At 28.1% G+C, this 21,746-nt stretch carries 25 protein-coding genes and 1 other RNA gene; 14 read left to right on the top strand and 12 right to left on the bottom strand.

Going from position 1 to position 21,746, the window contains the following annotated elements:
- Window positions 1–21: 21 nt before the first annotated feature.
- The 3 genes from NJU99_RS11670 to NJU99_RS11660 form a co-directional block, all read right to left on the bottom strand.
- Complete coding sequence (locus NJU99_RS11670; protein WP_254576083.1) at window positions 22–249, bottom strand: hypothetical protein; 228 nt, start codon at window positions 247–249, stop codon at window positions 22–24.
- A gap of 91 nt (window positions 250–340) precedes the next feature.
- Entirely contained in the window at window positions 341–634 is a 294-nt protein-coding gene (locus NJU99_RS11665) for a hypothetical protein (protein ID WP_254576082.1), read from the bottom strand.
- Between the two features lie 124 nt (window positions 635–758).
- Complete coding sequence (locus tag NJU99_RS11660) at window positions 759–944, bottom strand: hypothetical protein (protein WP_254576081.1); 186 nt, start codon at window positions 942–944, stop codon at window positions 759–761.
- Between NJU99_RS11660 and NJU99_RS11655 the strand changes: the two genes are divergently transcribed.
- Together NJU99_RS11655 and NJU99_RS11650 are read left to right on the top strand one after the other, a co-directional pair.
- Entirely contained in the window at window positions 931–1,701 is a 771-nt protein-coding gene (locus tag NJU99_RS11655; RefSeq protein ID WP_254576080.1) for a cytochrome-c peroxidase, read from the top strand. The two genes, NJU99_RS11660 and NJU99_RS11655, sit on opposite strands and share 14 nt — an antisense overlap.
- Window positions 1,702–4,536 carry an EAL domain-containing protein gene (locus NJU99_RS11650; RefSeq protein ID WP_254576079.1) on the top strand — a complete coding sequence of 945 codons (2,835 nt, stop codon included), beginning with the start codon at window positions 1,702–1,704 and terminating at the stop codon, window positions 4,534–4,536.
- A gap of 249 nt (window positions 4,537–4,785) precedes the next feature.
- On the opposite strand, the gene NJU99_RS11645 is transcribed toward NJU99_RS11650, so the two are convergent.
- Genes NJU99_RS11645 through NJU99_RS11635 form a run of 3 tightly spaced genes read right to left on the bottom strand, consistent with a single transcriptional unit; the run spans window position 4,786 to window position 5,868 of the window.
- Window positions 4,786–5,052 (bottom strand): hypothetical protein, encoded by a 267-nt coding sequence (locus tag NJU99_RS11645; protein WP_254576078.1) that lies wholly within the window; start codon window positions 5,050–5,052, stop codon window positions 4,786–4,788.
- A gap of 58 nt (window positions 5,053–5,110) precedes the next feature.
- Window positions 5,111–5,524 carry a DUF3293 domain-containing protein gene (locus tag NJU99_RS11640; RefSeq protein ID WP_254576077.1) on the bottom strand — a complete coding sequence of 138 codons (414 nt, stop codon included), beginning with the start codon at window positions 5,522–5,524 and terminating at the stop codon, window positions 5,111–5,113.
- 11 nt (window positions 5,525–5,535) lie between these two features.
- Window positions 5,536–5,868, bottom strand: coding sequence for a hypothetical protein (locus NJU99_RS11635; RefSeq protein ID WP_254576076.1), 333 nt, complete (start codon window positions 5,866–5,868; stop codon window positions 5,536–5,538).
- Between the two features lie 123 nt (window positions 5,869–5,991).
- Between NJU99_RS11635 and NJU99_RS11630 the strand changes: the two genes are divergently transcribed.
- Together NJU99_RS11630 and NJU99_RS11625 are read left to right on the top strand one after the other, a co-directional pair.
- Entirely contained in the window at window positions 5,992–6,762 is a 771-nt protein-coding gene (locus NJU99_RS11630) for an NYN domain-containing protein (RefSeq protein ID WP_254576075.1), read from the top strand.
- 97 nt (window positions 6,763–6,859) lie between these two features.
- Complete coding sequence (locus NJU99_RS11625; protein ID WP_254576074.1) at window positions 6,860–7,117, top strand: transposase; 258 nt, start codon at window positions 6,860–6,862, stop codon at window positions 7,115–7,117.
- Between the two features lie 114 nt (window positions 7,118–7,231).
- On the opposite strand, the gene NJU99_RS11620 is transcribed toward NJU99_RS11625, so the two are convergent.
- A complete protein-coding gene (locus NJU99_RS11620) occupies window positions 7,232–7,630 on the bottom strand; it encodes a hypothetical protein (RefSeq protein ID WP_254576073.1) in 399 nt (132 codons plus the stop codon).
- Window positions 7,631–7,841: 211 nt separating this feature from the next.
- Between NJU99_RS11620 and NJU99_RS11615 the strand changes: the two genes are divergently transcribed.
- Window positions 7,842–8,627, top strand: a complete 786-nt coding sequence (locus tag NJU99_RS11615; protein WP_254576072.1) for a hypothetical protein — start codon at window positions 7,842–7,844, stop codon at window positions 8,625–8,627.
- Between the two features lie 78 nt (window positions 8,628–8,705).
- Window positions 8,706–9,968, top strand: coding sequence for a transglycosylase SLT domain-containing protein (locus NJU99_RS11610; RefSeq protein ID WP_254576071.1), 1,263 nt, complete (start codon window positions 8,706–8,708; stop codon window positions 9,966–9,968).
- Window positions 9,969–10,119: 151 nt separating this feature from the next.
- Here NJU99_RS11610 and ssrA read toward each other — a convergent pair.
- Window positions 10,120–10,518: a transfer-messenger RNA gene (ssrA, locus tag NJU99_RS11605) on the bottom strand.
- A 137-nt stretch (window positions 10,519–10,655) separates the two neighbouring features.
- Here ssrA and NJU99_RS11600 point away from each other — a divergent pair.
- The 5 genes from NJU99_RS11600 (at window position 10,656) to ppk2 (NJU99_RS11580) (ending at window position 15,303) form a co-directional block, all read left to right on the top strand.
- Window positions 10,656–11,858, top strand: coding sequence for a saccharopine dehydrogenase family protein (locus tag NJU99_RS11600; protein ID WP_254576070.1), 1,203 nt, complete (start codon window positions 10,656–10,658; stop codon window positions 11,856–11,858).
- 85 nt (window positions 11,859–11,943) lie between these two features.
- Window positions 11,944–12,108 carry a rubredoxin gene (gene rd, locus NJU99_RS11595; RefSeq protein ID WP_254576069.1) on the top strand — a complete coding sequence of 55 codons (165 nt, stop codon included), beginning with the start codon at window positions 11,944–11,946 and terminating at the stop codon, window positions 12,106–12,108.
- Window positions 12,098–13,237, top strand: coding sequence for a carboxynorspermidine decarboxylase (gene nspC / locus NJU99_RS11590; RefSeq protein WP_254576068.1), 1,140 nt, complete (start codon window positions 12,098–12,100; stop codon window positions 13,235–13,237). The genes rd and nspC overlap by 11 nt, the downstream gene beginning before the upstream one ends.
- Before the next feature lie 17 nt (window positions 13,238–13,254).
- Window positions 13,255–14,181: a polyphosphate kinase 2 gene (gene ppk2 / locus NJU99_RS11585; RefSeq protein ID WP_254576067.1), complete on the top strand. Its 927-nt coding sequence runs from the start codon at window positions 13,255–13,257 to the stop codon at window positions 14,179–14,181.
- Window positions 14,182–15,303: a polyphosphate kinase 2 gene (ppk2, locus tag NJU99_RS11580; protein WP_254576066.1), complete on the top strand. Its 1,122-nt coding sequence runs from the start codon at window positions 14,182–14,184 to the stop codon at window positions 15,301–15,303.
- Between the two features lie 39 nt (window positions 15,304–15,342).
- Here the strand turns inward: ppk2 (NJU99_RS11580) and NJU99_RS11575 are convergent, their stop codons facing one another.
- Window positions 15,343–17,019, bottom strand: a complete 1,677-nt coding sequence (locus NJU99_RS11575) for a VWA domain-containing protein (protein WP_254576065.1) — start codon at window positions 17,017–17,019, stop codon at window positions 15,343–15,345.
- Window positions 17,020–17,107: 88 nt separating this feature from the next.
- Here NJU99_RS11575 and tig point away from each other — a divergent pair, with 88 nt between their 5' ends.
- Genes tig through def form a run of 3 tightly spaced genes read left to right on the top strand, consistent with a single transcriptional unit; the run spans window position 17,108 to window position 19,544 of the window.
- Window positions 17,108–18,409, top strand: coding sequence for a trigger factor (gene tig / locus NJU99_RS11570; RefSeq protein ID WP_254576064.1), 1,302 nt, complete (start codon window positions 17,108–17,110; stop codon window positions 18,407–18,409).
- A gap of 17 nt (window positions 18,410–18,426) precedes the next feature.
- Complete coding sequence (gene clpP, locus NJU99_RS11565; RefSeq protein WP_254576063.1) at window positions 18,427–19,011, top strand: ATP-dependent Clp endopeptidase proteolytic subunit ClpP; 585 nt, start codon at window positions 18,427–18,429, stop codon at window positions 19,009–19,011.
- Window positions 19,012–19,022: 11 nt separating this feature from the next.
- The gene (gene def, locus NJU99_RS11560; RefSeq protein WP_254576062.1) at window positions 19,023–19,544 is read left to right on the top strand and encodes a peptide deformylase; all 522 of its coding nucleotides are present in this window, start codon (window positions 19,023–19,025) and stop codon (window positions 19,542–19,544) included.
- Between the two features lie 29 nt (window positions 19,545–19,573).
- Here def and NJU99_RS11555 read toward each other — a convergent pair whose 3' ends face one another.
- The 3 genes from NJU99_RS11555 to NJU99_RS11545 form a co-directional block, all read right to left on the bottom strand.
- Window positions 19,574–19,942 carry a hypothetical protein gene (locus NJU99_RS11555; RefSeq protein WP_254576061.1) on the bottom strand — a complete coding sequence of 123 codons (369 nt, stop codon included), beginning with the start codon at window positions 19,940–19,942 and terminating at the stop codon, window positions 19,574–19,576.
- Between the two features lie 125 nt (window positions 19,943–20,067).
- Window positions 20,068–20,475 carry a PAS domain-containing protein gene (locus NJU99_RS11550; RefSeq protein WP_254576060.1) on the bottom strand — a complete coding sequence of 136 codons (408 nt, stop codon included), beginning with the start codon at window positions 20,473–20,475 and terminating at the stop codon, window positions 20,068–20,070.
- 9 nt (window positions 20,476–20,484) lie between these two features.
- Window positions 20,485–21,717 (bottom strand): methyl-accepting chemotaxis protein, encoded by a 1,233-nt coding sequence (locus NJU99_RS11545; protein ID WP_254576059.1) that lies wholly within the window; start codon window positions 21,715–21,717, stop codon window positions 20,485–20,487.
- Between the last annotated feature and the right edge of the window lie 29 nt (window positions 21,718–21,746).

Here is a 21,746-nt window from a genome sequence, read left to right as displayed (position 1 = left end):
TTATGATTATGGTTATCAATTTTATTTTGTGATTTTATGTAGGTTCACATACCAGTCATCTATAATATCTTCTGAATCTAGTTCTGTTAAAATTAACTCTAAACCTTCGCTTGTATAAAGGATCTCTTTGATTTTCTCTTCTGGTATATCCAGTGCTTGTGTGCAGTATTCTATGGCAACTTCTTCATAGATAAACTCTTCGACTCTATAGCCATCTTCAAAGTTTGTGATTAGAAAGTATGTTTCCATTTAAATCCTTTATGATAAATTTAATGAGAATTATTATCATAAATAAGCTTAAATGAAAGTAAGTTATAAAAAATAGAGATGTCTCTATTTTTTATTTACGAGGGGCATATTTGAAAAATACATATAAAACAGCAACCATTACAACTACAGTTACTACTGACATTATACTTAACTCAACTTCTGGACCTGCACCTCTTTGGTAATTTTTTGGCATAAAAAGAAACATCGTAGATAATAGCATAAATGATGATGTTACTACTGCAATTAAGTGAGCAAAAACTTTGTGTAATTTAGTAATATAAAAGTCTTTTACCATCTTCCATGTAATAAATGCTGCTGATAAAACTATCACCAAAACAATGATTTTTTCGTACTGTGGTTCCAATATCTCTTCCTTATATTAAAAGTTTCATATTTTATGGATAATATACTTAAATAAGGCTTTTTTGACTGGTTTTAGAAATAAACATATGTTTATTTAAGGATAAAGTAAAATAGTACTATAATACTTATATTAAAATAACTAAGGTAAATAACATCTTTAAACTAATTTCATTAATAATAATTATATTTAGTGTTGTCTTAAGTGCTGCAAATATTGAGCCTATACCAAATAAAATTGATGTAGACAAGGTAAAAGCAAAACTTGGAGAGAAACTTTTTAATGATAAAAGATTATCTTTGGATAATAGCATATCTTGTGCTTCTTGTCATGTATTAAATGAAGGTGGAGATGATAATAGTATTGTTGCAACAGGTATAGATGGTAAGCAAGGAGATATTAACACACCAACTGTTTTAAACTCTGTATTTAATTTTAGACAGTTTTGGGATGGACGTGCAAAAAGTTTAGAAGAACAAGCTTTAGGTCCTATTGAGAACCCAATTGAAATGGCTAGTGATTTTGATATTTTAGTAAAAAAACTAAAAGAAACTGAATATAAAGAGCTTTTTGAAAAAGTTTTTGAAGATGGTATTACAAAGAAAAATATAGCTAATGCAATAGCAGAGCATGAAAAGACCTTGATAACTCCTAATTCACCTTTTGATAAATATTTAAAAGGTGATGAAACTGCTATTACAAAAGAGCAAAAAGAAGGTTATGATCTTTTTAAAAATAAAGGTTGTATTGCTTGTCATAATGGAGTTAATGTAGGAGGAAACTTATATAGTAAGTTTGGTGTTATGGAAGATGCAAAGATTACTAATCTTGGAAGATACAATCTTACAAAAAAAGAAAAAGATAAACACTATTTTAAAGTTCCTACATTAAGAAATATAGAACATACAGCACCATATTTTCATGATGGAAGAACATATAGTTTACACGCAGCAGTTAAAATTATGGCACTTTATCAAGTAGGAAGACCAATGAGTGAAAAAGAAGTGGATTTGATAGTTGGCTTTTTGAAGTCTTTATCAGGTGAGTTAGCAAAAAAAGGGAGTAAATAAATGTTTCTAAAAGCAAAAAGTTTATTTGTTTCTTCTATTATTATCACTTCTATATTATTAGCAGGACTTTTTTTATATCTTTTTAAAATAGAAAATAGTGTAAAGAACTATGATAGTTACAAAAATAGTTTAATGCAGTTGAGACTTATAAATAAAGACTTTTCAAATTTTTTTAATATAAATAGTAAGTTAATTAATTTTGATGATATAGTACAAAAAACAGATAGTTTTGAATTTTATTTAAATAAACTAATAAAAAGTGATATAAAAAAAGATTTTGGAAATGAATTTTTAGAGCACTTGAATGATATAGAAAACAAATACTTACAAAAACTTGAGTTAATAGAAGATTTTAAATCAAGACATTCCACAAGGCTTAATTCTATTCATTATCTTTTTGATTTAAATTATAGTATTAGTGAAGATAAAAGTTTAGACAAAGAGTTAAAGGTTATTGTAAATAAGATAACTTTTCTTTTAGTTCAAGATTATGTAAATATAAATGAAAATGAAACTACTATTTATAAGAACTTACAGAACATAAAACTTAGAAGTTTTGATATTAAGATTGATTATTTTGATAAACATACAAGAAAAGTCTTGGAGTTAAAAAAACAGTTAAAAGAGATTTTAGAACAGTCTTTATCTGTGGATTTAAATGCAAGTATAATAAAAACTTCAAATAGTTTAGAAATCAATCATGATAAAGAACTTTTTCATCAGTTAATTATTGCATTAATGTTTTTTATATTATCTGTAATTTTAATAACTGTAATGGTAAAACTATATTTAAATACTCTAAAAATACAAAATGAACTTCAAGCCTTTAAATATGCTGTACAACATAGTGATAATTCAGTTGTTTTAACAGATGCAAATAAAAATATTTTATATGTTAATGAGATTTTTGAAAGTAACTCTGGTTATGAAAAAGAAGAAGTTTTAGGCAACAAACCAAAAGTCTTACAATCAGGCCTTACTCCTGAGAGTAGATACAAACAGTTAGATGAGAATTTAAAAAATGGTAAAAAATGGGAAGGCGAGTTTATAAATAAAAGAAAAGATGGTTCTATTTTTTATGAAAAAGCTTCAATTGTACCAATCTTTTTAAATGGTGAAGTAGTAAATTATCTTGCTATAAAACTTGATATTACAAAATATATTAAACAACAAGAAGAGTTAAAAGAATCAGCTATTGTATTTGAAAATACACAAGAGGGTATTTTAATCATAGATAGAAGTGGTGATATTGTAAGTGCTAATAAAGCTTATGAGGATATTTCAGGATATAGAATTGGTGAGTTAATAGGTAAGAAACCAAATGTTTTAACTACAAATAGACAAGATAAAATGTTTTATAAAAAAGTTTTAACTCACTTAAATAGACATGGCTATTTTAAAGGCAAGGTAAATGATATTGCTAAGGATGGGACATTGATTCCTACTTGGCTAAATATTACTGCTGTAAGAAATAAAGATGGCAAGATTCTTAAATATATTTCTATTCATACAAACCTTCAAGAGATTATTGACACACAAGAAAAAGCAGACTTCCTAGCTTATCATGATAGTCTTACATCTTTACCTAATAGAGTTATGCTTGAAGAACATTTAAATCATGTAATCGATGTATCAAAAAGAAATAACTATACAGTTGCACTACTTTTCTTAGATTTGGATAGGTTTAAAATCATAAATGATACTTTGGGTCATAATGTAGGAGACAAGCTTTTAATTGAAGTTTCTTCACGAATTAAATCTGTGTTAAGACAATCTGATATGCTTGCTAGAATGGGTGGAGATGAGTTTGTAATAGTACTAGAGTCAGCTAAAAATAAAAGTAGCGCAGGCTTTGTGTGTGAAAAGATTTTAGAGATAGTAAAACAACCTGTAAAAATAGATAACTTCAAACTAAATACAAGTGCTAGTATTGGTGTAGCTATGTTTCCAAGTGATGGTGATGATATGCAAACACTTATAAAAAATGCAGATACTGCTATGTATTATGCTAAAAAGCAAGGTAAGGATACCTTTGAGTATTATGATGAAAAACTTTCTGAGGATGTACATGATCAGCTTGTAATAGAACAAGCCTTAAAACAAGCAGTTCAGAAAAATGAACTTTATTTAAATTATCAAGCACAATATGATTTAAATACTAAAAAAACTAAATCTTTTGAAGCTTTAGTTAGATGGAATAATGACAAATTAGGTTTTGTATCCCCTGCTACTTTTATACCAATAGCTGAAGATACTGGTCTTATTGTACCAATAGGGGAGTTTATTTTCAAAAAAGCTTGTGAAGATTTTATGAAGCTTAAACAAATAGATACTACTCTGGAGTATATAGCTATTAATATATCAAGTGTACAGTTCAGGTCAGCAGATTTTTTAAATAATGTTAAAACAATTATTGAAGAAATAGGAATAAAGCCAAGTCAAATAGAGCTTGAATTAACTGAGCGATATATAATGGACTTTGGTGAAGATAGTATAAAGTTACTTAATGAACTTAAATTATTAGGTTTTAAAATGTCTATTGATGATTTTGGTACAGGCTACTCTTCAATGAGTTATCTTTCGAAGCTTCCTGTTGAAACTATTAAGATTGATAAAGCTTTTATTGACTATATTCCTAAAAATAATAATAACCTTCAAATTACTAAAGCAATAATAGCACTTTCAAAGAGTTTAGGTTATAGAACAGTCGCTGAGGGAATAGAATATCCAGAACAAGAGGATGTATTAAGTGATTTAGGATGTGATATTGGTCAGGGGTATTTTTATGCAAGACCTCAAAGTTTTGAAGATATTAAAAATAGTTTGATTTTATAAGTGTATAAATTTGTTACAATGTTACTATAAAAGTTATAGAAAATATACAGTTTTTAAAAATATATTGAAATAAAAATATTTAAATGATATTATTGTTATTAAATAACTAAAAAGTATCATAAAAGGAATATTTCAATGGAAAACTTATATGTGATGTTAGCTTCTATTGCGGTAGTTGGGCTTGTTGCTTTAACATTTGTCTACTATTTTGATAGTAAAAAATCATCGTAAAAATAGAAGTTTTAACTTCTATTTTTTCTTGATTGCATCTTTTGATTTATTGAAACAAAACATTCCCATTTTTTCATTTGTAAATGTCATAATACATGTACTTCCTGGGTCAGTAAGGGGAGTAAATTCATAAACTCTTACATTATAACCCTCAGTTTCAATATTGTACTTTACGTCAGGTTCAATATCTTTATTTGTCCAACTTTTAAGTTGAGACCAACTAAGAGCATAGGCAAAGTTGATACAAAATGCCAGTAAAAAAGTAGAAACCAGTATTTTTTTCATATTTATTTCCTTTAAAGTATTTTTCTAAGTATATAAAATAGTAGATAAAAAATTTAATTTAACATGATATTTCAACAATAGGTAGTTTTGAATTACATGTATAATATCCAATTTTTCTATCTTTATAGTTATTGTAAAAAATAGCATACTGTTCATATTTTAAAGCAAGATTTATTGCTTCTTGAAAGTTTATATCATATATCAAATAACCATCTTCACTATGCTCATCTAAAAAGCCTCTTGCATAAAGATATTGAAGTTCTAACTTCTCTATGTCTTTTCTTAGAAGCATATGTCTATCTTGATTTTCTATACAAGATAGAAGTTCATTTTGGGGATTAAAGGCTGTAATAATTGCAAAGTTTCTTGTAAATAAAAAGTTGCTTTTATATTTGTCAAAATCTTTTAGATTAAATATAAAATCATCATCAATTTCATAATAGTTTTTGTAATATATATCTTTGTAATCCATATTTTAAATATTTACTCTTTAGTAGTTTCAATATCAACTAGCTCAACACCTATGCAATCTTTTTTATTTAGTTTTCTAGCGTTTACATCTTCTTCTGCAAGAGTAACTAAATCTGCAAAGTCATCCTTTCTAGCTTCAAACTGGTAAAGCTCTTTTTGTGTTTCTATTTTAAGTTTACAATTATCACTTTTTGTGTTTAAAGCTATATTTCTTATACCTTTAGCAAACTCACTTTTAATAACCTTTGCAACTTTTTCATTTGCAAGTAACTGTTCTAGTGTAACTTCTAAGTTAAAATCAGACTTGCATAATATCTTGTAAGTAACCAAAATCTTACCTTCCATAAAATGAACCTTTATTTTTGTTTTTTATATTTTAACGAAATTTTTTTGATTGTTTAGATTTTATTGCAATTTGTTATATTTTAGATAAAATCTAAAATATATAAATTTGAGGATGTTTTATCAATGGGAAATAATCAACAAAAAAATATTGCAATGTTTATAGATTGTGATAATGTTAGTGCAAAATATATAGATAGTATTTTTAAAGACCTATCTCAATATGGAAAAATCACTATTAGAAAAGCATATGGAGATTGGTCAAGTAGACATCTTAATACTTGGGAAAATGTTTTATTAGATTATAGTATTCAGCCTTATCAGCAATTTGCTTATACAAGCAATAAAAATGCTTCAGATATTGCAATTGTAATTGATGTTATGGACTCAATATATACAAAAGATATTGATATTGTCGCTTTAATTACAAGTGATAGTGATTTTACTCCACTTGTTGCACGGATATTATCAGATGCAAAAACTGTACTTGGCTATGGAGAAGAAAAAACACCAGATGCTTTAGTAAAAGCTTGTTCACAATTTATCTATGTAGAAAAATTTATTCAATTACAAGAAAAAGTACAAGTGCTTGATGATACTAATGAATACAAATATGATTTTAAAATTAGTTATAAAGGTAATGATTATGATGCAAAAAAAGATAAGAATCTAAAAAAATCTCTTCTTGATGCAGTTGATCAAGTATCTGGAAATAATGGATGGGCAGATTTAAAAGATGTAGGTTTATATATCAGTCAAAATAGTTCTTTCTCTCCTATTAATCATGGGTTTAATAAATTAGGAGCATTAATCAAATATCTTGATATTTTTGAAGTTCGATATATCAATGATAATTTAACTATGTTAGTAAAGCCAAGTAAAAAAGTTTTTCAATGATATTGAAAATATATAATGGCCTGAAAAAATAAGACAAATAATTCAAAAGATTTATTTCTCAAATGTTAAGATAAGAAGAGAATATATGGAGAAAGAAATGGCAAGAAAAAAAGGTCAAACATATAGTGCAGAGAAAAAAGTACAAATAGTACTTGAATTGCTCAAGGAAGAGCAAACATTAGCTCAAATTGCTAGTAAATATCAAATAACAACAAAATCTATTCAAAACTGGAAAAAGCAGTTTCTAGAGAATGCAGCAATAGCAATGGAGCCTGCAAAAGCAGTAAGTGAGTATAAGTCACAAATAGCAGATAAAGAACACGAGATTAAGAATCTACAAAAAGCTCAGCATTAGTTCGAATCTATCATCCAGATTTAAATCCGGATGATATTAAACTTTATACTGAAATAACTCAAAATATTAATGATGCTTATCAAAAGTTAGAAAAGATTTATGGGAAATAAAAGTTTAATATTCTTCAAATTTACCTTTAAATTGTTTATTCGTTAAATTAATAAATTTTTCCCCTTTACATATAGGACATGTTTCATTTTTTTCTATGTTTAAAAGAGAATAAGAATAAATATTTATTTTATAAACAATTTTTTTTGTTTTAGTTTTGCAGTAAGGACATGATTGTTCCTCTATAAACTTTAGAAGACTACCTGTTCCGCAACATTTTACACATGTTATTCCCTTAATTATTTTTTTCCCAGAACAATCTGTGCATTGTTTATTTTGTAATTGTAGGAATTTTATCTTTTCTTTTTTTATCAGCATAATTAATTTTTTTTTGTTATTACATTTATAGCAAAAGTCATTATTACATTTTTTACAATATAAGCAGTCAATTTCTTTATAGTTCATTTCTTACCTTTTTATTATTTACAGATAAATATTAGCAAAAGACAAATATTTTGTATATCAAATTCATTTAAATATTATTGCAATTGTAGTTGTAAAAATATTGTAAAAATATTGTAAAAATTGTAACTATAATACCTACATTTAGTGTGTTGTTTTAATTGTAGTTGTAATATAATTGTATTAATTGAAATAATCTATAAAAGGAATTATAATGGTAGACCAATCTAAAGTAGTTGAGATAATAATGGAATGTTATGGATATAGTGGTAAAAAGTTTTCTGAAGTAACAAAAATTGATAGTTCTACATTATCAAGACATATTATTAATTCAGGTGGAAAGGTGAGTGCTTATTATAGAAAAAAAATTATTGATGGAATTAATAATGAAAGAAAATTAAATTTAAAAGATAATTTATTTACAGATCTATTTAGTGATGAAATTGAAGTAAAGAAATATCTTATTAATGAATCTAATAATGGAACAGTTTTTGATAATTGTTTAAATGATGATGAGATTCTTAAATTAGTTGAAGGAGAATGGGTTATATCAGCATTGAGTTCAAATGAAGAAACACTTAATCCTGAATCAATAAGAAATTATAATTTAAAAATTAATAGTAATAAAACATTTGAGTTAGATAGGAGAATTGTTCCTTCCATTCCAAAAGTAGAAAAAGGTTCAATAGCAATTCAAAACAATGCTATTTTATTATATTGTTTAGATATTAGAACCAATAATGATTTTATTAGTTTTCATATTAATAGATCTGATATTTTTGGTGGTTTTATGCACGGTATGGTATCTGGTAAAAATGTATTTAAAAATCAATATCATGGGGGGATAATTGTCTTTTATAAGAAAGAATTAGAAAGTTTTTTTACGAAAGAAATTATTGTTGAAATATTGAATAGTGATGTTGCAACACATGTATTTCCTGTACTAGAAGTTTCACCAGCTTATAAAATAATTACAAACATAGAAAAAAAGAAGAATTAAATAGAACTATGAGCTATATAATAAATTTAATAGTTAATACTCTTAGAGTGTATTTTATTTAATATAAAAGGATAAATAATGGATTTTTTTTTAGATTTTTTTACTATGACATTTTCTACTCCGCTAAGAACAATGTATTCTTTGTTAATTATCTTAATTATTGTAATAGCACTTTATTCTATATATAAGATAATATATATAATAAGAAATATCGAAGATTATATATATTATAGAGAGAGTACTACCGTATATAATGGTGCTTTTTATGATGTATATGTAAAAAAAGAGAATAGTTTTGGTAATGAAAATACTTTTGAATCTTCAGCAAATAGTGAATTTAGTATAGAAAGAAAATATTTGTATACATCTTCTATTTCTAGAAAAAGAAGATGTCTTATACCCATTGTAAAAAGGCTTAAGCTATTTATAAATGATACTATAATTTTAATTTCTTTATCTGGGATAATATATTTTTCTTACCCTCATGTGAAGTTATTTATTAGTGAAATAAATTTTAAATCAAAGTTTAATGAAGTGTATCTTTCTTTAGCAAATAGTAAGGATTTAGATTTAAGTTATACAGAGTACTTTAATTTTGAACAAGCGGAAGTATCCTTAAATCATTTTTTTAACATAATTGAAAGGAATGTGGATGATAACATAAAAAAAGTAGTTGAATTTAGAACACAAGAAGATGAAAAAACAAATTATGAAGGTTCTATTCAAGAGGTTATTGAAGAACAAAAAATGTTAAATAGCATACAAACAGTACAGAATAAGTTTGTTTATGCAAATACTGAAGATTTAATGTTGATTTATAAAAAATCATTAGAGTTTGGTATTGATCCTGCATATGTATTTGCTCTCGTTGGAACAGAAAGTCATTTTAAAGATTATGAAATAAGTAAAGCGAAAGCTTACGGGTTATTTCAAATTAGGAAACCTTCGGCTGAAGAAACTATTGAAAAAGTTTATAAAGAAAAGGGAATATTTGTTACAAAAGATTTTATGTTAAATAAAAGAAATAATATCTTGTTAGGAACAGGTTATCTAAGTTTATTAAAAGATCGATACTTAAAACTAGTAAGTGATAATAAAAAGAAAATGATAGTTTTAACTTATGCATATAATGTTGGAATCACTAAAATATTAAATATTTTTTATAAAAAAAATCAAGCAAAAGCACAAGAAAAAATTAATGAATTAACACAAGAAGAAATTAAAGCTAAGATTGTTGAATTTTTAGTAAAAAATGATATTGATGAAGGAGTAACTTACCTTCATAGAGTTTATTCTAAATGGTCTAGATTTAATAAAGAATTTAAAAAGTTTGGAAACTAAGTGTTAAAAATATTAATTCTATAAATAATTCCTAAAAAATAAAAGAAATTTTGAAATTAGGTGACTAATAGGTGACTAAAATATTTTTAGTCTATCTAAATAATCTTTTTAAAGCCTATATTATAGGACTTTAAAGTAGTAAATAATTTACTGGTGGAGATGTCCGGGATCGAACCGGAGTCTTAAAACATCTACTCTTGACGTCTACATGCTTAGAAAGGATTGAAAAATTTCACTTTATAGCAGCTCAACCCGCAAGGCAACTAAAAAGCTAAGATCTAGGAGTGTCCCAAAAAAGGTAGATCAATCTTTTTTTGGTAATCTATCTGGGTGAATCCGCTATATCCTGCATAGATAGAATCTACAGAGCGAACCTCCAAAAGCTCAACCCGAAGGGAGCTCGTTATAAGTTGTTAAACTTACGCAGCTTTTGCGTAAGCTGGAGCGTAATTTGTATTGTTTGCGTCTAAAAAAAATGAGCCGCGTAACGGCATGCTCAGGCCGACATGCAATCAAGCCTCGATGCTCTAATCGAAGCCATATCATCCCCATGAAAAATATTTGAAATCATATCGTAACTTTCTTAAAAAATAGTATAAATCAAATAAATAAAAATCAAATTAAAAATTCAATAGTTATTTACTAAAAAAAGCTTATAATACCACACATATTAATTTGGAGAAAAAAATGGATAAAAAAGGTATTTTAATCATCGGTGCAGGTGGTGTAAGTCGTGTAGCTACTGTAAAGTGTGCTATGAATATTGATACATTTGAGAAAATTACTTTAGCCTCAAGAACAGTTTCAAAGTGTGATGCTATTGCTTCTGATATCAAAAAAAATCAAGGTGTTGATATTGATACTGCGTCTGTAGATGCTGATAATATTCCAAAGCTAGTAGAGCTTATAAAAAAAGTAAATCCAAAAGTAGTGCTAAATGTAGCACTTCCATACCAAGACTTAACTATTATGGATGCATGTACTGAGTGTGGTGTTGACTATGTTGATACTGCGAACTATGAACATCCAGATGAAGCTAAGTTTGAATACAAAGAACAATGGGCAAGACATGAGCAGTTTGAGAAAGCTGGAATTAAAGCTTTATTAGGAAGTGGATTTGATCCAGGTGTTACAGGTGTATTTTGTGCATATGCTCAACAAAATTTGTTTGATGAGATAAACTATATTGATATTATGGATTGTAATGCAGGTGACCACGGATACCCATTTGCTACAAACTTTAATCCAGAGATTAACTTAAGAGAAGTATCTGCAAATGGTAGATACTGGGAAAATGGAGAGTGGATTGAAACAAAGCCACTTGAAATTAGAGTTGATCATGATTATCCAGAAGTTGGAGTCAAACCTTCATATCTTTTATATCATGAAGAGTTAGAGTCTTTATCAAAAAATATTAAAGGTTTAAAAAGAATTAGATTCTTTATGACATTTGGTGATTCATATATCCAACACATGAACTGCTTACAAAATGTAGGTATGTTAGGTATTGAGCCTGTTATGCATAAGGGTGTTGAGATTACTCCAATAGAGTTTTTAACTACACTATTACCAGATCCTGCAAGTCTTGGACCTAGAACTGTTGGTAAAACAAATATTGGTTGTATTATTGAAGGTTACAAAGACGGTAAAAAGAAAAAAGTATACATCTATAATACTTGTGATCATCAAGAGTGCTATAAAGAAACAGGAGCACAAGCTGTATCATATACGACAGGAGTTCCTGCTATGATTGGTACTAAGATGCTTTATAAAGGTATTTGGGATGGTAAGGGTGTATTTAATATTGAAGAATTTGATGCTAAGCCATTTATGGATGAATTAATGACTCAAGGTTTGCCTTGGAAGATATTAGATTTAGAGACTGAATAAAATAATAAAAATTAGTGCTTTATTTAAGTGTTCTATTATTTAAATTAGGTGTATAATAGGTCATATTAAAAACAAAGGATATAAAATGCAAAAATATGTATGTATAACTTGTGACTATGTATATGACCCAGCAATAGGTGATCCTGATAGTGGGATCGAACCAGGAACTGCTTTTGAAGACATTCCTGAAGATTGGGAATGTCCTGATTGTGGCGTAGGTAAAGAGGATTTTGAACCACTTGAAGAATAATATTGTTGAAAATAAACAGCTTCCAAGTCCAGCATTTGTTTGTGAGGAAGCTTTACTTATAAAAAATTTAAAGATTTTAAAAAGAGTACAAGATGAAGCCAAAGTAAATATACTTCTTGCTTTAAAAGGCTTTGCTCTTTTTAGTACATTTGATATATGTAAAAAATATTTAAAAGGATGTTGTGCTTCTGGACTTCATGAAGCTATCCTTGCAAAAGAAGAGTTTGGAGGTGAGGTTCATACTTACTCTCCTGCTTTTAAAGAAGAAGAGTTTGATGAAATTGTATCTTTATCAAATCATGTAGTTTTTAACTCTTTTTCACAACTAAAAAGACTAAAACATAAAGCCTTAGGTAAAACATCTATAGGTCTTAGAGTGAATCCTGAATATTCATCTGTTGAAGTTGATTTATATAACCCTTGCGCACCATTTTCTAGGCTTGGTATTACAAAAGTAAACTTCCAAAAAGATGAGATTGATGAAGTTGAGGGCTTACATTTTCATGCTTTATGTGAGCAAAATGTAGATGTACTTGAGGGTGCTTTAGTAAACTTTGAAAAAAACTTTGGTGAGTTTTTACCTTCTATGAAATGGGTAAATTTTGGAGGTGGACATCATATCACAAGAGTCGATTATGATGTAAATAGATTAATTGAAGTTTTAAAAAGTTTCAAGAAAAGATACCCACATCTTGAAGTATATCTAGAACCAGGTGAAGCAGTAGGTTGGCAAACTGGATATCTAAGCGCAACTGTTTTAGACATAGTAGATAATGGAATGAAAATAGCCATTTTAGATACTTCTGCTGAAGCACATATGCCTGATACCCTAGCAATGCCATATCGACCTGATATAAGAAATAGTGGCTTGGCAAATGAGAAAAAATATACTTATAGGTTTGCAGGAAATACTTGTTTAGCTGGGGATGTTATAGGAGATTATTCTTTTGATGAGGAGCTAAAAATAGGTGATAGAATTATTCTAGAGGATATGATTCATTATACTATGGTTAAAACTACAACATTCAATGGTATTAAATTACCAGCTATTGTGTTAAAAAAAGACAATGATTGTTACCAAACTGTAAACAAATTTGGATATAATGAGTATAAAAGAAGATTATCATAAAATAATAAAGGTGGACAATGGGTCAAGAAAGAAATATTATAAATGAAGAGTTTAAAGATCAAGATGAAATTGATACAAACAGTGATATAAAACACGATTTTAAAAACAAAAATAGAAAAAAAGAAGAACTTAAGCAAAAGGGTAAAAAAGTTCAAATTTGGGTGAAAAAAGAGACTTTAGAGTATGAAAGAGAACTTACTTCATTACAGATTGAACTTTTAAAACTTCAAAATCATGTAAAAGAAAAAGGACTTAAAGTTCTTATGATTTTTGAAGGAAGAGATGCTGCAGGTAAAGGTGGTACTATCAAAAGAATCACTGAGCATTTAAATCCAAGGGGTGCAAGAGTTGTTGCTCTTGAAAAACCAAGTGATATAGAAAAAACTCAATGGTACTTCCAAAGATATACAAAACATCTTCCAAGTGCTGGTGAAATCGTACTGTTTGATAGATCATGGTACAACAGAGGTGGGGTTGAACCTGTAATGGGATTTTGTTCTACAGAAGAGCATCATGAGTTTTTAAGAGAAGTTCCAGAGTTTGAAAAGATGCTTGTAAAATCAGGGATTATTCTAATGAAATTTTATTTTTCTGTTTCAAAAAAAGAACAAGCTAGAAGATTCAAAAAAAGAGAAGTTGACCCATTAAAGCAATATAAACTTTCACCTGTTGATAAAGAGTCACAAAACTTATGGGATAAGTATACGGTTGCAAAGTTTTCTATGCTTATGGCTTCAAATTCTGATCATGCTCCATGGGCTGTAGTTAGAAGTGATAATAAGAAAAAAGCTAGATTAAATTGTATTAAACATATTTTATCAAATATTGAGTATCCAAATAAAGTTCATGAAGTTATTGATAATACTGATGATAATATTCTAATTAATGGTACAAAAGAAATTGAAATTATGGAACAAGAAAATAAGTTCGCGAAGGCTCAATAAATGAATTTGAGTGACTTTGAGAAAACTAACTATAGTGGTTTATATATTTCAAAAGCAACACATCCTGTTTTTGGAAAAAAATATATCGCTAGGTTTCAATTTGAAAGAAAAAGATATGTTAAAGTATTAGGTTATACAAAAAAAGATGACCTTACAAAAAAAACTGCTTTAGAACTTATGAAAAGTTTCAAAGAATCAATCGTGTCTAAAAAAGCAAAGGAAAATAAAAAACAAGTGACTTCTCAAACAAACACGCAAGTAAATGATGAATTAGAAAAACTAATTAAAGAAAATCAAGAGTTAATAGATATATTAGGGGATTATAAAAAACTTCACCCTGAAACTCTATCATATGGAATACAAAAAATATATGATTTAGAAGAGCTTAAGAGATACCAAATTGAACTTATCAAGCTTCAAAACTATCTTGAAAAAGAGAATAAAAGAATGATTATTCTTTTTGAAGGAAGAGATGCTTCTGGTAAAGGTGGTGCTATTAGACGAATCACTAGATATATGAACAATAAACACTATAGAGTTGTAGCACTTGGTAAACCAACAGAAACACAAAGAAACCAATGGTTCTTCCAAAGATATATCGAACATTTCCCAACAGGTGGTGAGATGGTTTTATTTGATAGATCATGGTATAACAGAGCTATGGTTGAACCAATTTTTGGATTTTGTACAAATGAAGAACATGAAATCTTTATGGAAGATGTTGTTAACTTTGAACAAGATTTAGTAAGACAAGGAATGATTTTAATCAAACTTTATTTTTCTGTATCAAAAGAAGAGCAAAAAAGAAGATTTGACAGAAGAATAAATGATCCTTTAAGACAATGGAAATTTTCAGAAGTAGATATGCAAGCTCAAGATTTATGGGATGAGTTCTCTGAGAAAAAATATGAAATGTTAAGAAGAACTACTTCAAGATCTGCTCCATGGCATATCGTAAGAAGTGATGATAAACATAAAGCTAGACTTGAAGCTATGAAAGTTATTTTAAATTCTATTGATTATGATGGAAGAAATTACTCATTAGACTTTGACCCTGATGAAGAAGTAAATATCTCAGTTCAAAGAGAATTACTTCAAATGAGAAAATCTAAAAACTATTAAGCTTTTAGATTTTCTAAGACTCTCAAAATGAGTCTCAATCTACCAAGCAGTTTGAGACTCTTGATTAGTTTTAGATTTTACTTTTTGTAGAAATACTTTAGGCTTTTTAATTTCTAATTGTTTAAGCCATTTTTCTTCTTCTTTTTTTGATATATATTTCTTATCATTTATACTTTCTTGTTTTTTGTTTTCTTCTTTTTTATTTTCAGTGTCTTTAGATTTTTTAGAGTTTGAGTCTTTTTTTTGTTTATTCTTTTGTTCTTTATTTTCATCTTGCTTTTTATTTTTGTTCTTATTTTCTTTAGATTTATTTTCATCTTTCTTATTTTTATCAAGAAGTTTTTTTACTTTTTCTAGGTTCTGCTTAGTTGCTTCATTATTTTTAATTTTAAGGGCATTTTTATAGCTCTCAATTGCATTTTTATATTGTTTGTTTTTAGCATAAGCATTACCTAAATTATGAAGCCTATTAAATTCTAGATTTCTATCATCACTTTTGATACTTTCATATCTTTTTATAGCTTCTTTATATTTTTTTTGTTTATAAAGTATATTTGCAAGGTTATACTCTTTTTCTTTACTTTCTTTAACTTTTAATAGTTCATTATATGCTTTATCGTAGTTTTTTTCTTCATAGGCTTTTTTTGAATCTTCAATATGCTTAAAATCAAAAATTGAAGCCTTTAAACTATTTGGATTTAAAAAAGAGAAAATAATAAATATAAAAAAGATATTGGCATTTTTGTTTAATTTTTTTAGATTAGGTAATGATGAAAAAGCTATAAGTAATAAAAATATTCCTATAGCAAGGGGATAATAAAATAGCTCGGTATATGCTTTATACTTTTTTGATTTAAACTCTTTTTTTGAAAATGAGCTAGTTATTTCATTTTTTATTTGTGTTATATCGTTATTATCAAGTGTGAAATCTATATATCCTCCACCACTTTGTAAAGCTAATTTTTTTATATTCTCATTAAGTTTGACTGTTACTACTTGATTGTTTTTATTTGTTAAAAAAGTATTGTTCTTAAGTTTAATTGGTGTAGGTTTTGATGTTGCAGTTGCTATTGTATAGACTTTTATTTTATTTTCATTGGCAAGCTCAATTTCTTCTATAAACTCTTTTTTATCTCCTCCATCGCTTAGTAAAATAAGGTTCTTGTTTTTATAATGTTTTAGAAGTTTATTTGAAGCTTCTAGTGTTGCGTATATATTTGTGCCATTGTTAAAATCTAGCGTATAATCAAGATTGTTTACTAAGTATTTTAATGAGTCTAAATCTTGCGTTAGTGGAGATAGTATAAACGCATCTTTTGCAAATACTATGACTGAAATAGCAAAATTTTCATACACATCTATTATGTTTATGGTTTTTTCTTTTGCAAAACTTAGTCTATTGGGCAAAATATCATTTGCTAACATTGATTTTGATACATCAATAGCAATTACAAGTGAATTTATTTTATGTTTTGAACTTATGTTTTTCTCATTTATCACAGGTCTTGCAAGAGCTATTATCATAAAAATAAGAGCTATTAAAAGGGTGATATTTCTAGCTTTTGTAGAAAAATACCTATTTGAAATAGATAGTTTATCTAGTGTATCTTTTGTGAAATATTGAGAAAACTTATCACCTTTTTTAATAATTAAAAACAGTAAAATAAAACTTGGTAATAGCATAAAAAATAGTACATTTTGGTATAAAAAACTCAACTAAACTCCTTTGAAAAAGTATTTTATAAAAGCCTTAGTAATTTTTAGATAAAATCTCGTTTAAATTATAACAATCGGAGTAAATTTAATGGAATTTAACGCACAAAGAGTTGACGAAGCAAATGTAGTGATTTCTTCAAAAATTGAAAAAGACACTATTGAAACAAACTTAGATAAATTAGCTAAACAAGCTGCAAAAACTATGGATATCCAAGGTTTTAGAAAAGGAAAGGTTCCTGTAGCTGTAGTTAAGCAAAGATATGCTGATAAGTTAAGAGAAGATGCTGAAGGTGATGCATTAAGAACAGTTTTAGCTGATGGATTAAAAGAATTAGACGTTAAAAATGAAGATATGGTTGGTGAGCCAGCAATTTCTAAATTTGAAAAAAACGAAGATGGTTCTATTGATGTTGAAGTAAAAGTAGCTGTTAAGCCAAATGTAGATTTAGGTGATTATAAAGCATTATTACCAGAAGTTGAGTCTAAAGAAGCATCTGAAGAAGAAGTAACTTCTAGATTAGAAGAAATGGCAAAGCAATCTGCTCCATTAGAAAAAATCAAAAGAAAAAGAATGGTAAGAGAAGGTGACTTCGCTGTTATCGATTTCGAAGGTTTTGTTGATGGTGTAGCATTTGATGGTGGTAAAGCTGAGCAATATTCTTTAGAAATTGGTTCAGGTTCATTTATCCCAGGATTTGAAGATCAAATCATTGGTATGAAATATGAAGAAGAAAAAGATGTAGTTGTTACATTCCCAGAAGAGTACCAATCAAAAGAATTAGCTGGTAAAGAAGCTACATTTAAAGTAACTTTACATGAAATTCAAGAAAAAGCAGCTCCTGAGTTAAATGATGAGTTAGCAACTAAAATGTTACCACAAGAAGAGGGTGCAACTTTAGAAACTTTAAAAGAAAAAATCAAAGAACAAATCACTAATGAAGAAAAAGCTAAATACTACAGAGAAGAGTTAAAGCCTGCTTACTTAGAGAAATTAGTTGAGACTTTAGAGTTTGCTTTACCTGCAACAGTAGTTGAGCAAGAAGTTAACCATGCTTTAAACAACAAAGTTAGAACTATGAGTGAAGATGAAATCAAAGCATTACAAGAAGATGCATCTAAAGTAGAAGATATAAGAGATGAGTTAAAAGAAGATGCTCAAAATTCTGTAAAAGCTACGTTTATTGTAGATGCATTAGCAAAAGCTGAAGAAGTAGAAGTATCTGACCAAGAAGTTACTCAAGTATTATACTTTGAAGCAATGCAAATGGGTCAAAACCCACAAGAAGTATTAAAACAATACGAAGAAGCAGGATACCTACCAGCTATTAAAATGTCTATGATTGAAGAGAGAGTTATCTCTAAATTATTAGATGAAAAATTAGGTAAATAATTAACTAGGATAGATAAATGAGCTATATACCATACGTAGTTGAGAAAAGTGGAAGAGGTGAGAGAAGTTACGATATTTACTCTAGACTTCTTAAAGATAGAATTATTATGTTAAGTGGTGAAATAAATGACCAAGTAGCGTCTACAGTTGTTGCACAGCTTTTATTTTTAGAAGCAGAAGACCCAGATAAAGACATCTATCTTTATATCAACTCTCCAGGTGGAGTGATTACTAGTGGTATGTCTATTTATGATACTATGAATTATATAAAGCCAGATGTTTGTACTATTTGTATAGGACAGGCAGCATCTATGGGTGCATTTTTATTATCTTCTGGGGTAAAAGGTAAGAGATATTCTCTTCCTCACTCTAGAATTATGATTCACCAACCATTAGGTGGAGCACAAGGTCAAGCTACTGATATTCAGATTCAAGCTAAAGAGATTCAAAGAATGAAAGATGAATTAAACGGTATGATTGCAGAACAAACAGGTCAAGATATTGAAACTGTTGAAAAAGATACTGATAGAGATAACTTTATGAGTGCAACTGAAGCAAAAGATTATGGTTTAGTTGATGAAGTTATAGCAAGACATAAATAAAGATTTATATAATGATTAGAGAAGTTATTACTTATCCAAATAAATTACTTCGAACAAAGTCTAAAGATGTGGAGAAGTTCGACGATGAACTTCACACACTTTTAGATGATATGTATGATACAATGATTGATCAAAGTGGAGTTGGACTTGCAGCAATACAAGTTGGGATTCCATTAAACATACTTATTATTAGTCTACCTGATGAGAATGATGTTCAAGCTAAAGAGGATTTAATTGAGGCAGTTAACCCAGTTATTACTCATAAAGATGGTGAACAAGTTTTTACAGAAGGCTGTTTGAGTGTTCCTGGATTTCATGAGGATGTAAAAAGAGCACAAAATATTGTAGTTGAATATTATAATAGATATGGTCAAAAACAAACTATGGAAGCTGATGATTTTCTTTCAGTTGCATGGCAACATGAGATGGAGCATTTAGAAGGTCATCTATTTATCGAAAACTTATCATTTTTAAAAAGAAAGAAATTCGAAAAAGAGTGGAAAAGGAAGTTAAAAGAAAAAGGAAAAAGTTAATAAACTTTTAACTCTTTTTTCTTTTATTTCTAAAACTTATTTAATAGATTGTAAATCATAGTTACAACTAAACCATTCCCTAATAACCAAATTCCCCAAAACAAATATTTTTCATAATTAGTAAAAAATAAATCTTTATACCTTAGTGGTATAGTGTATATTGCTAAAGCTATAAATAGTGCAATTGCTATATAAAAAGCTATTTGATTAACTGCTGAGAATAATACAATTAGAAAAGATGTAAATGGTATAAAAATAGATAATGCAAAGTACTTACTATAAGCTTTTCTTTTTTTATTCCCCTCAAAATATTTTACTGTATGACCACAATTTGGACATATAGTCCCAATTCTTGATAATATTTGATGTTCACATACAGGACAGTCTATTAAGTCCATAAAAATTACTCCATAATAAAATTTTTCTTATTATACCTATAATAGATAAATCAAATATTTATGTTAGTTTTTTGAAGTTTTTTTTTGATTAATAGTTTAGTTTTGAAGCGTTTATGAAAGAAGGATTATCTCCTTCCTTCCTCTTTGTTCCAAGTAGCATAAAGCTCCTCAGCTGCTGAGATTTCTTTAGGAGAGGCTTTTCTTCTACAAGACATGTACCCTTTAGAACCATCACATGACTCAAATGGATATACTGTTGCATATACCCAATAATACCCACCTGATTTTGTAGCGTTCTTTACATACCCTGTCCAAATTTCACCTCTTTGTACTGTGTCCCATAATGACTTAAATGCCTTACTTGGCATATCCTTATGTCTTACCATACTATGAGGTTTTCCTAATAGCTCTTCTATTGAATACTCTGCTATACTACAAAAATCACTATTGGCAAATCTTATTATTCCCTTTGCATCCGTCTCACTTACTAAAAACGCATAATCATCTAATACTGTTTCTTGTCCTGCTGCCATATCTTACCCCTAAAACTTTTTGCTCTTAGCATCTTCAACTAATAAATTAGCCATCTGTGACACTTCGTTTGAAATACTTGTTGTTTGATTTGCTTCGTTTGCATTCTCTTGTGTAACTCTATCAAGCATTGTTACTGCATCATTAATCTGCTCAATTCCACTCATTTGCTCTTTTGAAGAATTACTAACATCTTCAATAATAGAAATAGTTTCATTAATATGATTGTTTAATGTTTCATATCCATTAATCATCTCATCTGAAATCTTTTTACCTGAATTTGCTTTTTCATTTGCATCTTCAACTAAAACTTTAATATCCTTAGCAGCCTCAGCTGATCTAGCTGCAAGATTTCTAACTTCTTGAGCAACAACAGCAAAACCTTTACCAGCTTCACCAGCAGTAGCAGCTTCAACAGCAGCATTTAGTGAAAGGATATTTGTTTGGAAAGCAATTTGGTCAATAATAGTAATAGCTTCGTTAATAGAAGATACCTTAGTATTAATTTCCTCCATAGAAGAAGCAGTTTGAGAAGCTAAAGTTCTACCATTAGAAACAGCACCTCTAACAGTATTACCTAAATCAGCCATTTTAGAAGCATTGTTAGCATTATTTCTAGTAATAGAAGTAATTTCTTCTAAAGAAGCAGAAGTTTGCTCTAGTGATGCTGCTTGTTCATTTGCTTTAGTAGAAAGGTTATGCATTGAGTTTCTCATGATTGATGAGTTTTGCTCTAACTTTTGTCCGTTTTCTAGGTTTGTTTGCGCTTGGTTTGCAAGTGTTTCACCAAGTGAGTTTGCACTTTCCATCACTGCTCTCATTTTATCTTTTACTCTTGGGCTTATTCTAACTTTTGCTGTATAGTCATTCTTCGCATACGAGTTCATCGTATCACCAAGTCTAGTCATATCTTTTTCAACAGTATCAAGCATAAGATTAATACCTTCTTTTAAAGTATGAATCATAGGGTTCTTTGTGTCAGATTTTACTCTACATTTATAAGTACCCTGTTCTAATTTATCTAAGTTTAAAACAATTTCACCTAATACTTTCATATCAGCTTGATTGTTTTTTTCTGTACTTTTTATAAGTTCATTCCACTCTTTGAACATTTTATCAACTTTTGCATTTCCTGTTGATTCTATATATTCAAATTTATTTCTTTTATATTGAACTAATTCAACAAACTGTTTAAAGTAACTATCTATTACTTCAAGTTGTGTACTTGATACTGCTCCAAACATGATGACTTTTCCTTTTTTCTGATTATAAC

It is taken from the genome of Arcobacter roscoffensis, assembly GCF_024267655.1.
In the GTDB taxonomy this organism is placed as follows: domain Bacteria; phylum Campylobacterota; class Campylobacteria; order Campylobacterales; family Arcobacteraceae; genus Arcobacter_B; species Arcobacter_B roscoffensis.
This window is presented reverse-complemented; position numbering and strand designations above follow the sequence as displayed.

Excerpts from the sequence above, each read along its gene's own strand:
- NJU99_RS11670 (WP_254576083.1), bottom strand. The coding sequence starts at position 249 with ATGGAAACATACTTTCTAATCACAAACTTTGAAGATGGCTATAGAGTC.
- NJU99_RS11660 (WP_254576081.1), bottom strand. The coding sequence starts at position 944 with ATGCTATTATCCAAAGATAATCTTTTATCATTAAAAAGTTTCTCTCCA.
- NJU99_RS11650 (WP_254576079.1), top strand. The coding sequence starts at position 1,702 with ATGTTTCTAAAAGCAAAAAGTTTATTTGTTTCTTCTATTATTATCACT.
- NJU99_RS11645 (WP_254576078.1), bottom strand. The coding sequence starts at position 5,052 with ATGAAAAAAATACTGGTTTCTACTTTTTTACTGGCATTTTGTATCAAC.
- NJU99_RS11640 (WP_254576077.1), bottom strand. The coding sequence starts at position 5,524 with ATGGATTACAAAGATATATATTACAAAAACTATTATGAAATTGATGAT.
- NJU99_RS11635 (WP_254576076.1), bottom strand. The coding sequence starts at position 5,868 with ATGGAAGGTAAGATTTTGGTTACTTACAAGATATTATGCAAGTCTGAT.
- NJU99_RS11630 (WP_254576075.1), top strand. The coding sequence starts at position 5,992 with ATGGGAAATAATCAACAAAAAAATATTGCAATGTTTATAGATTGTGAT.
- NJU99_RS11625 (WP_254576074.1), top strand. The coding sequence starts at position 6,860 with ATGGCAAGAAAAAAAGGTCAAACATATAGTGCAGAGAAAAAAGTACAA.
- NJU99_RS11620 (WP_254576073.1), bottom strand. The coding sequence starts at position 7,630 with ATGAACTATAAAGAAATTGACTGCTTATATTGTAAAAAATGTAATAAT.
- NJU99_RS11615 (WP_254576072.1), top strand. The coding sequence starts at position 7,842 with ATGGTAGACCAATCTAAAGTAGTTGAGATAATAATGGAATGTTATGGA.
- NJU99_RS11610 (WP_254576071.1), top strand. The coding sequence starts at position 8,706 with ATGGATTTTTTTTTAGATTTTTTTACTATGACATTTTCTACTCCGCTA.
- NJU99_RS11600 (WP_254576070.1), top strand. The coding sequence starts at position 10,656 with ATGGATAAAAAAGGTATTTTAATCATCGGTGCAGGTGGTGTAAGTCGT.
- rd (WP_254576069.1), top strand. The coding sequence starts at position 11,944 with ATGCAAAAATATGTATGTATAACTTGTGACTATGTATATGACCCAGCA.
- ppk2 (WP_254576067.1), top strand. The coding sequence starts at position 13,255 with ATGGGTCAAGAAAGAAATATTATAAATGAAGAGTTTAAAGATCAAGAT.
- ppk2 (WP_254576066.1), top strand. The coding sequence starts at position 14,182 with ATGAATTTGAGTGACTTTGAGAAAACTAACTATAGTGGTTTATATATT.
- tig (WP_254576064.1), top strand. The coding sequence starts at position 17,108 with ATGGAATTTAACGCACAAAGAGTTGACGAAGCAAATGTAGTGATTTCT.
- clpP (WP_254576063.1), top strand. The coding sequence starts at position 18,427 with ATGAGCTATATACCATACGTAGTTGAGAAAAGTGGAAGAGGTGAGAGA.
- def (WP_254576062.1), top strand. The coding sequence starts at position 19,023 with ATGATTAGAGAAGTTATTACTTATCCAAATAAATTACTTCGAACAAAG.
- NJU99_RS11555 (WP_254576061.1), bottom strand. The coding sequence starts at position 19,942 with ATGGACTTAATAGACTGTCCTGTATGTGAACATCAAATATTATCAAGA.
- NJU99_RS11550 (WP_254576060.1), bottom strand. The coding sequence starts at position 20,475 with ATGGCAGCAGGACAAGAAACAGTATTAGATGATTATGCGTTTTTAGTA.
- NJU99_RS11545 (WP_254576059.1), bottom strand. The coding sequence starts at position 21,717 with ATGTTTGGAGCAGTATCAAGTACACAACTTGAAGTAATAGATAGTTAC.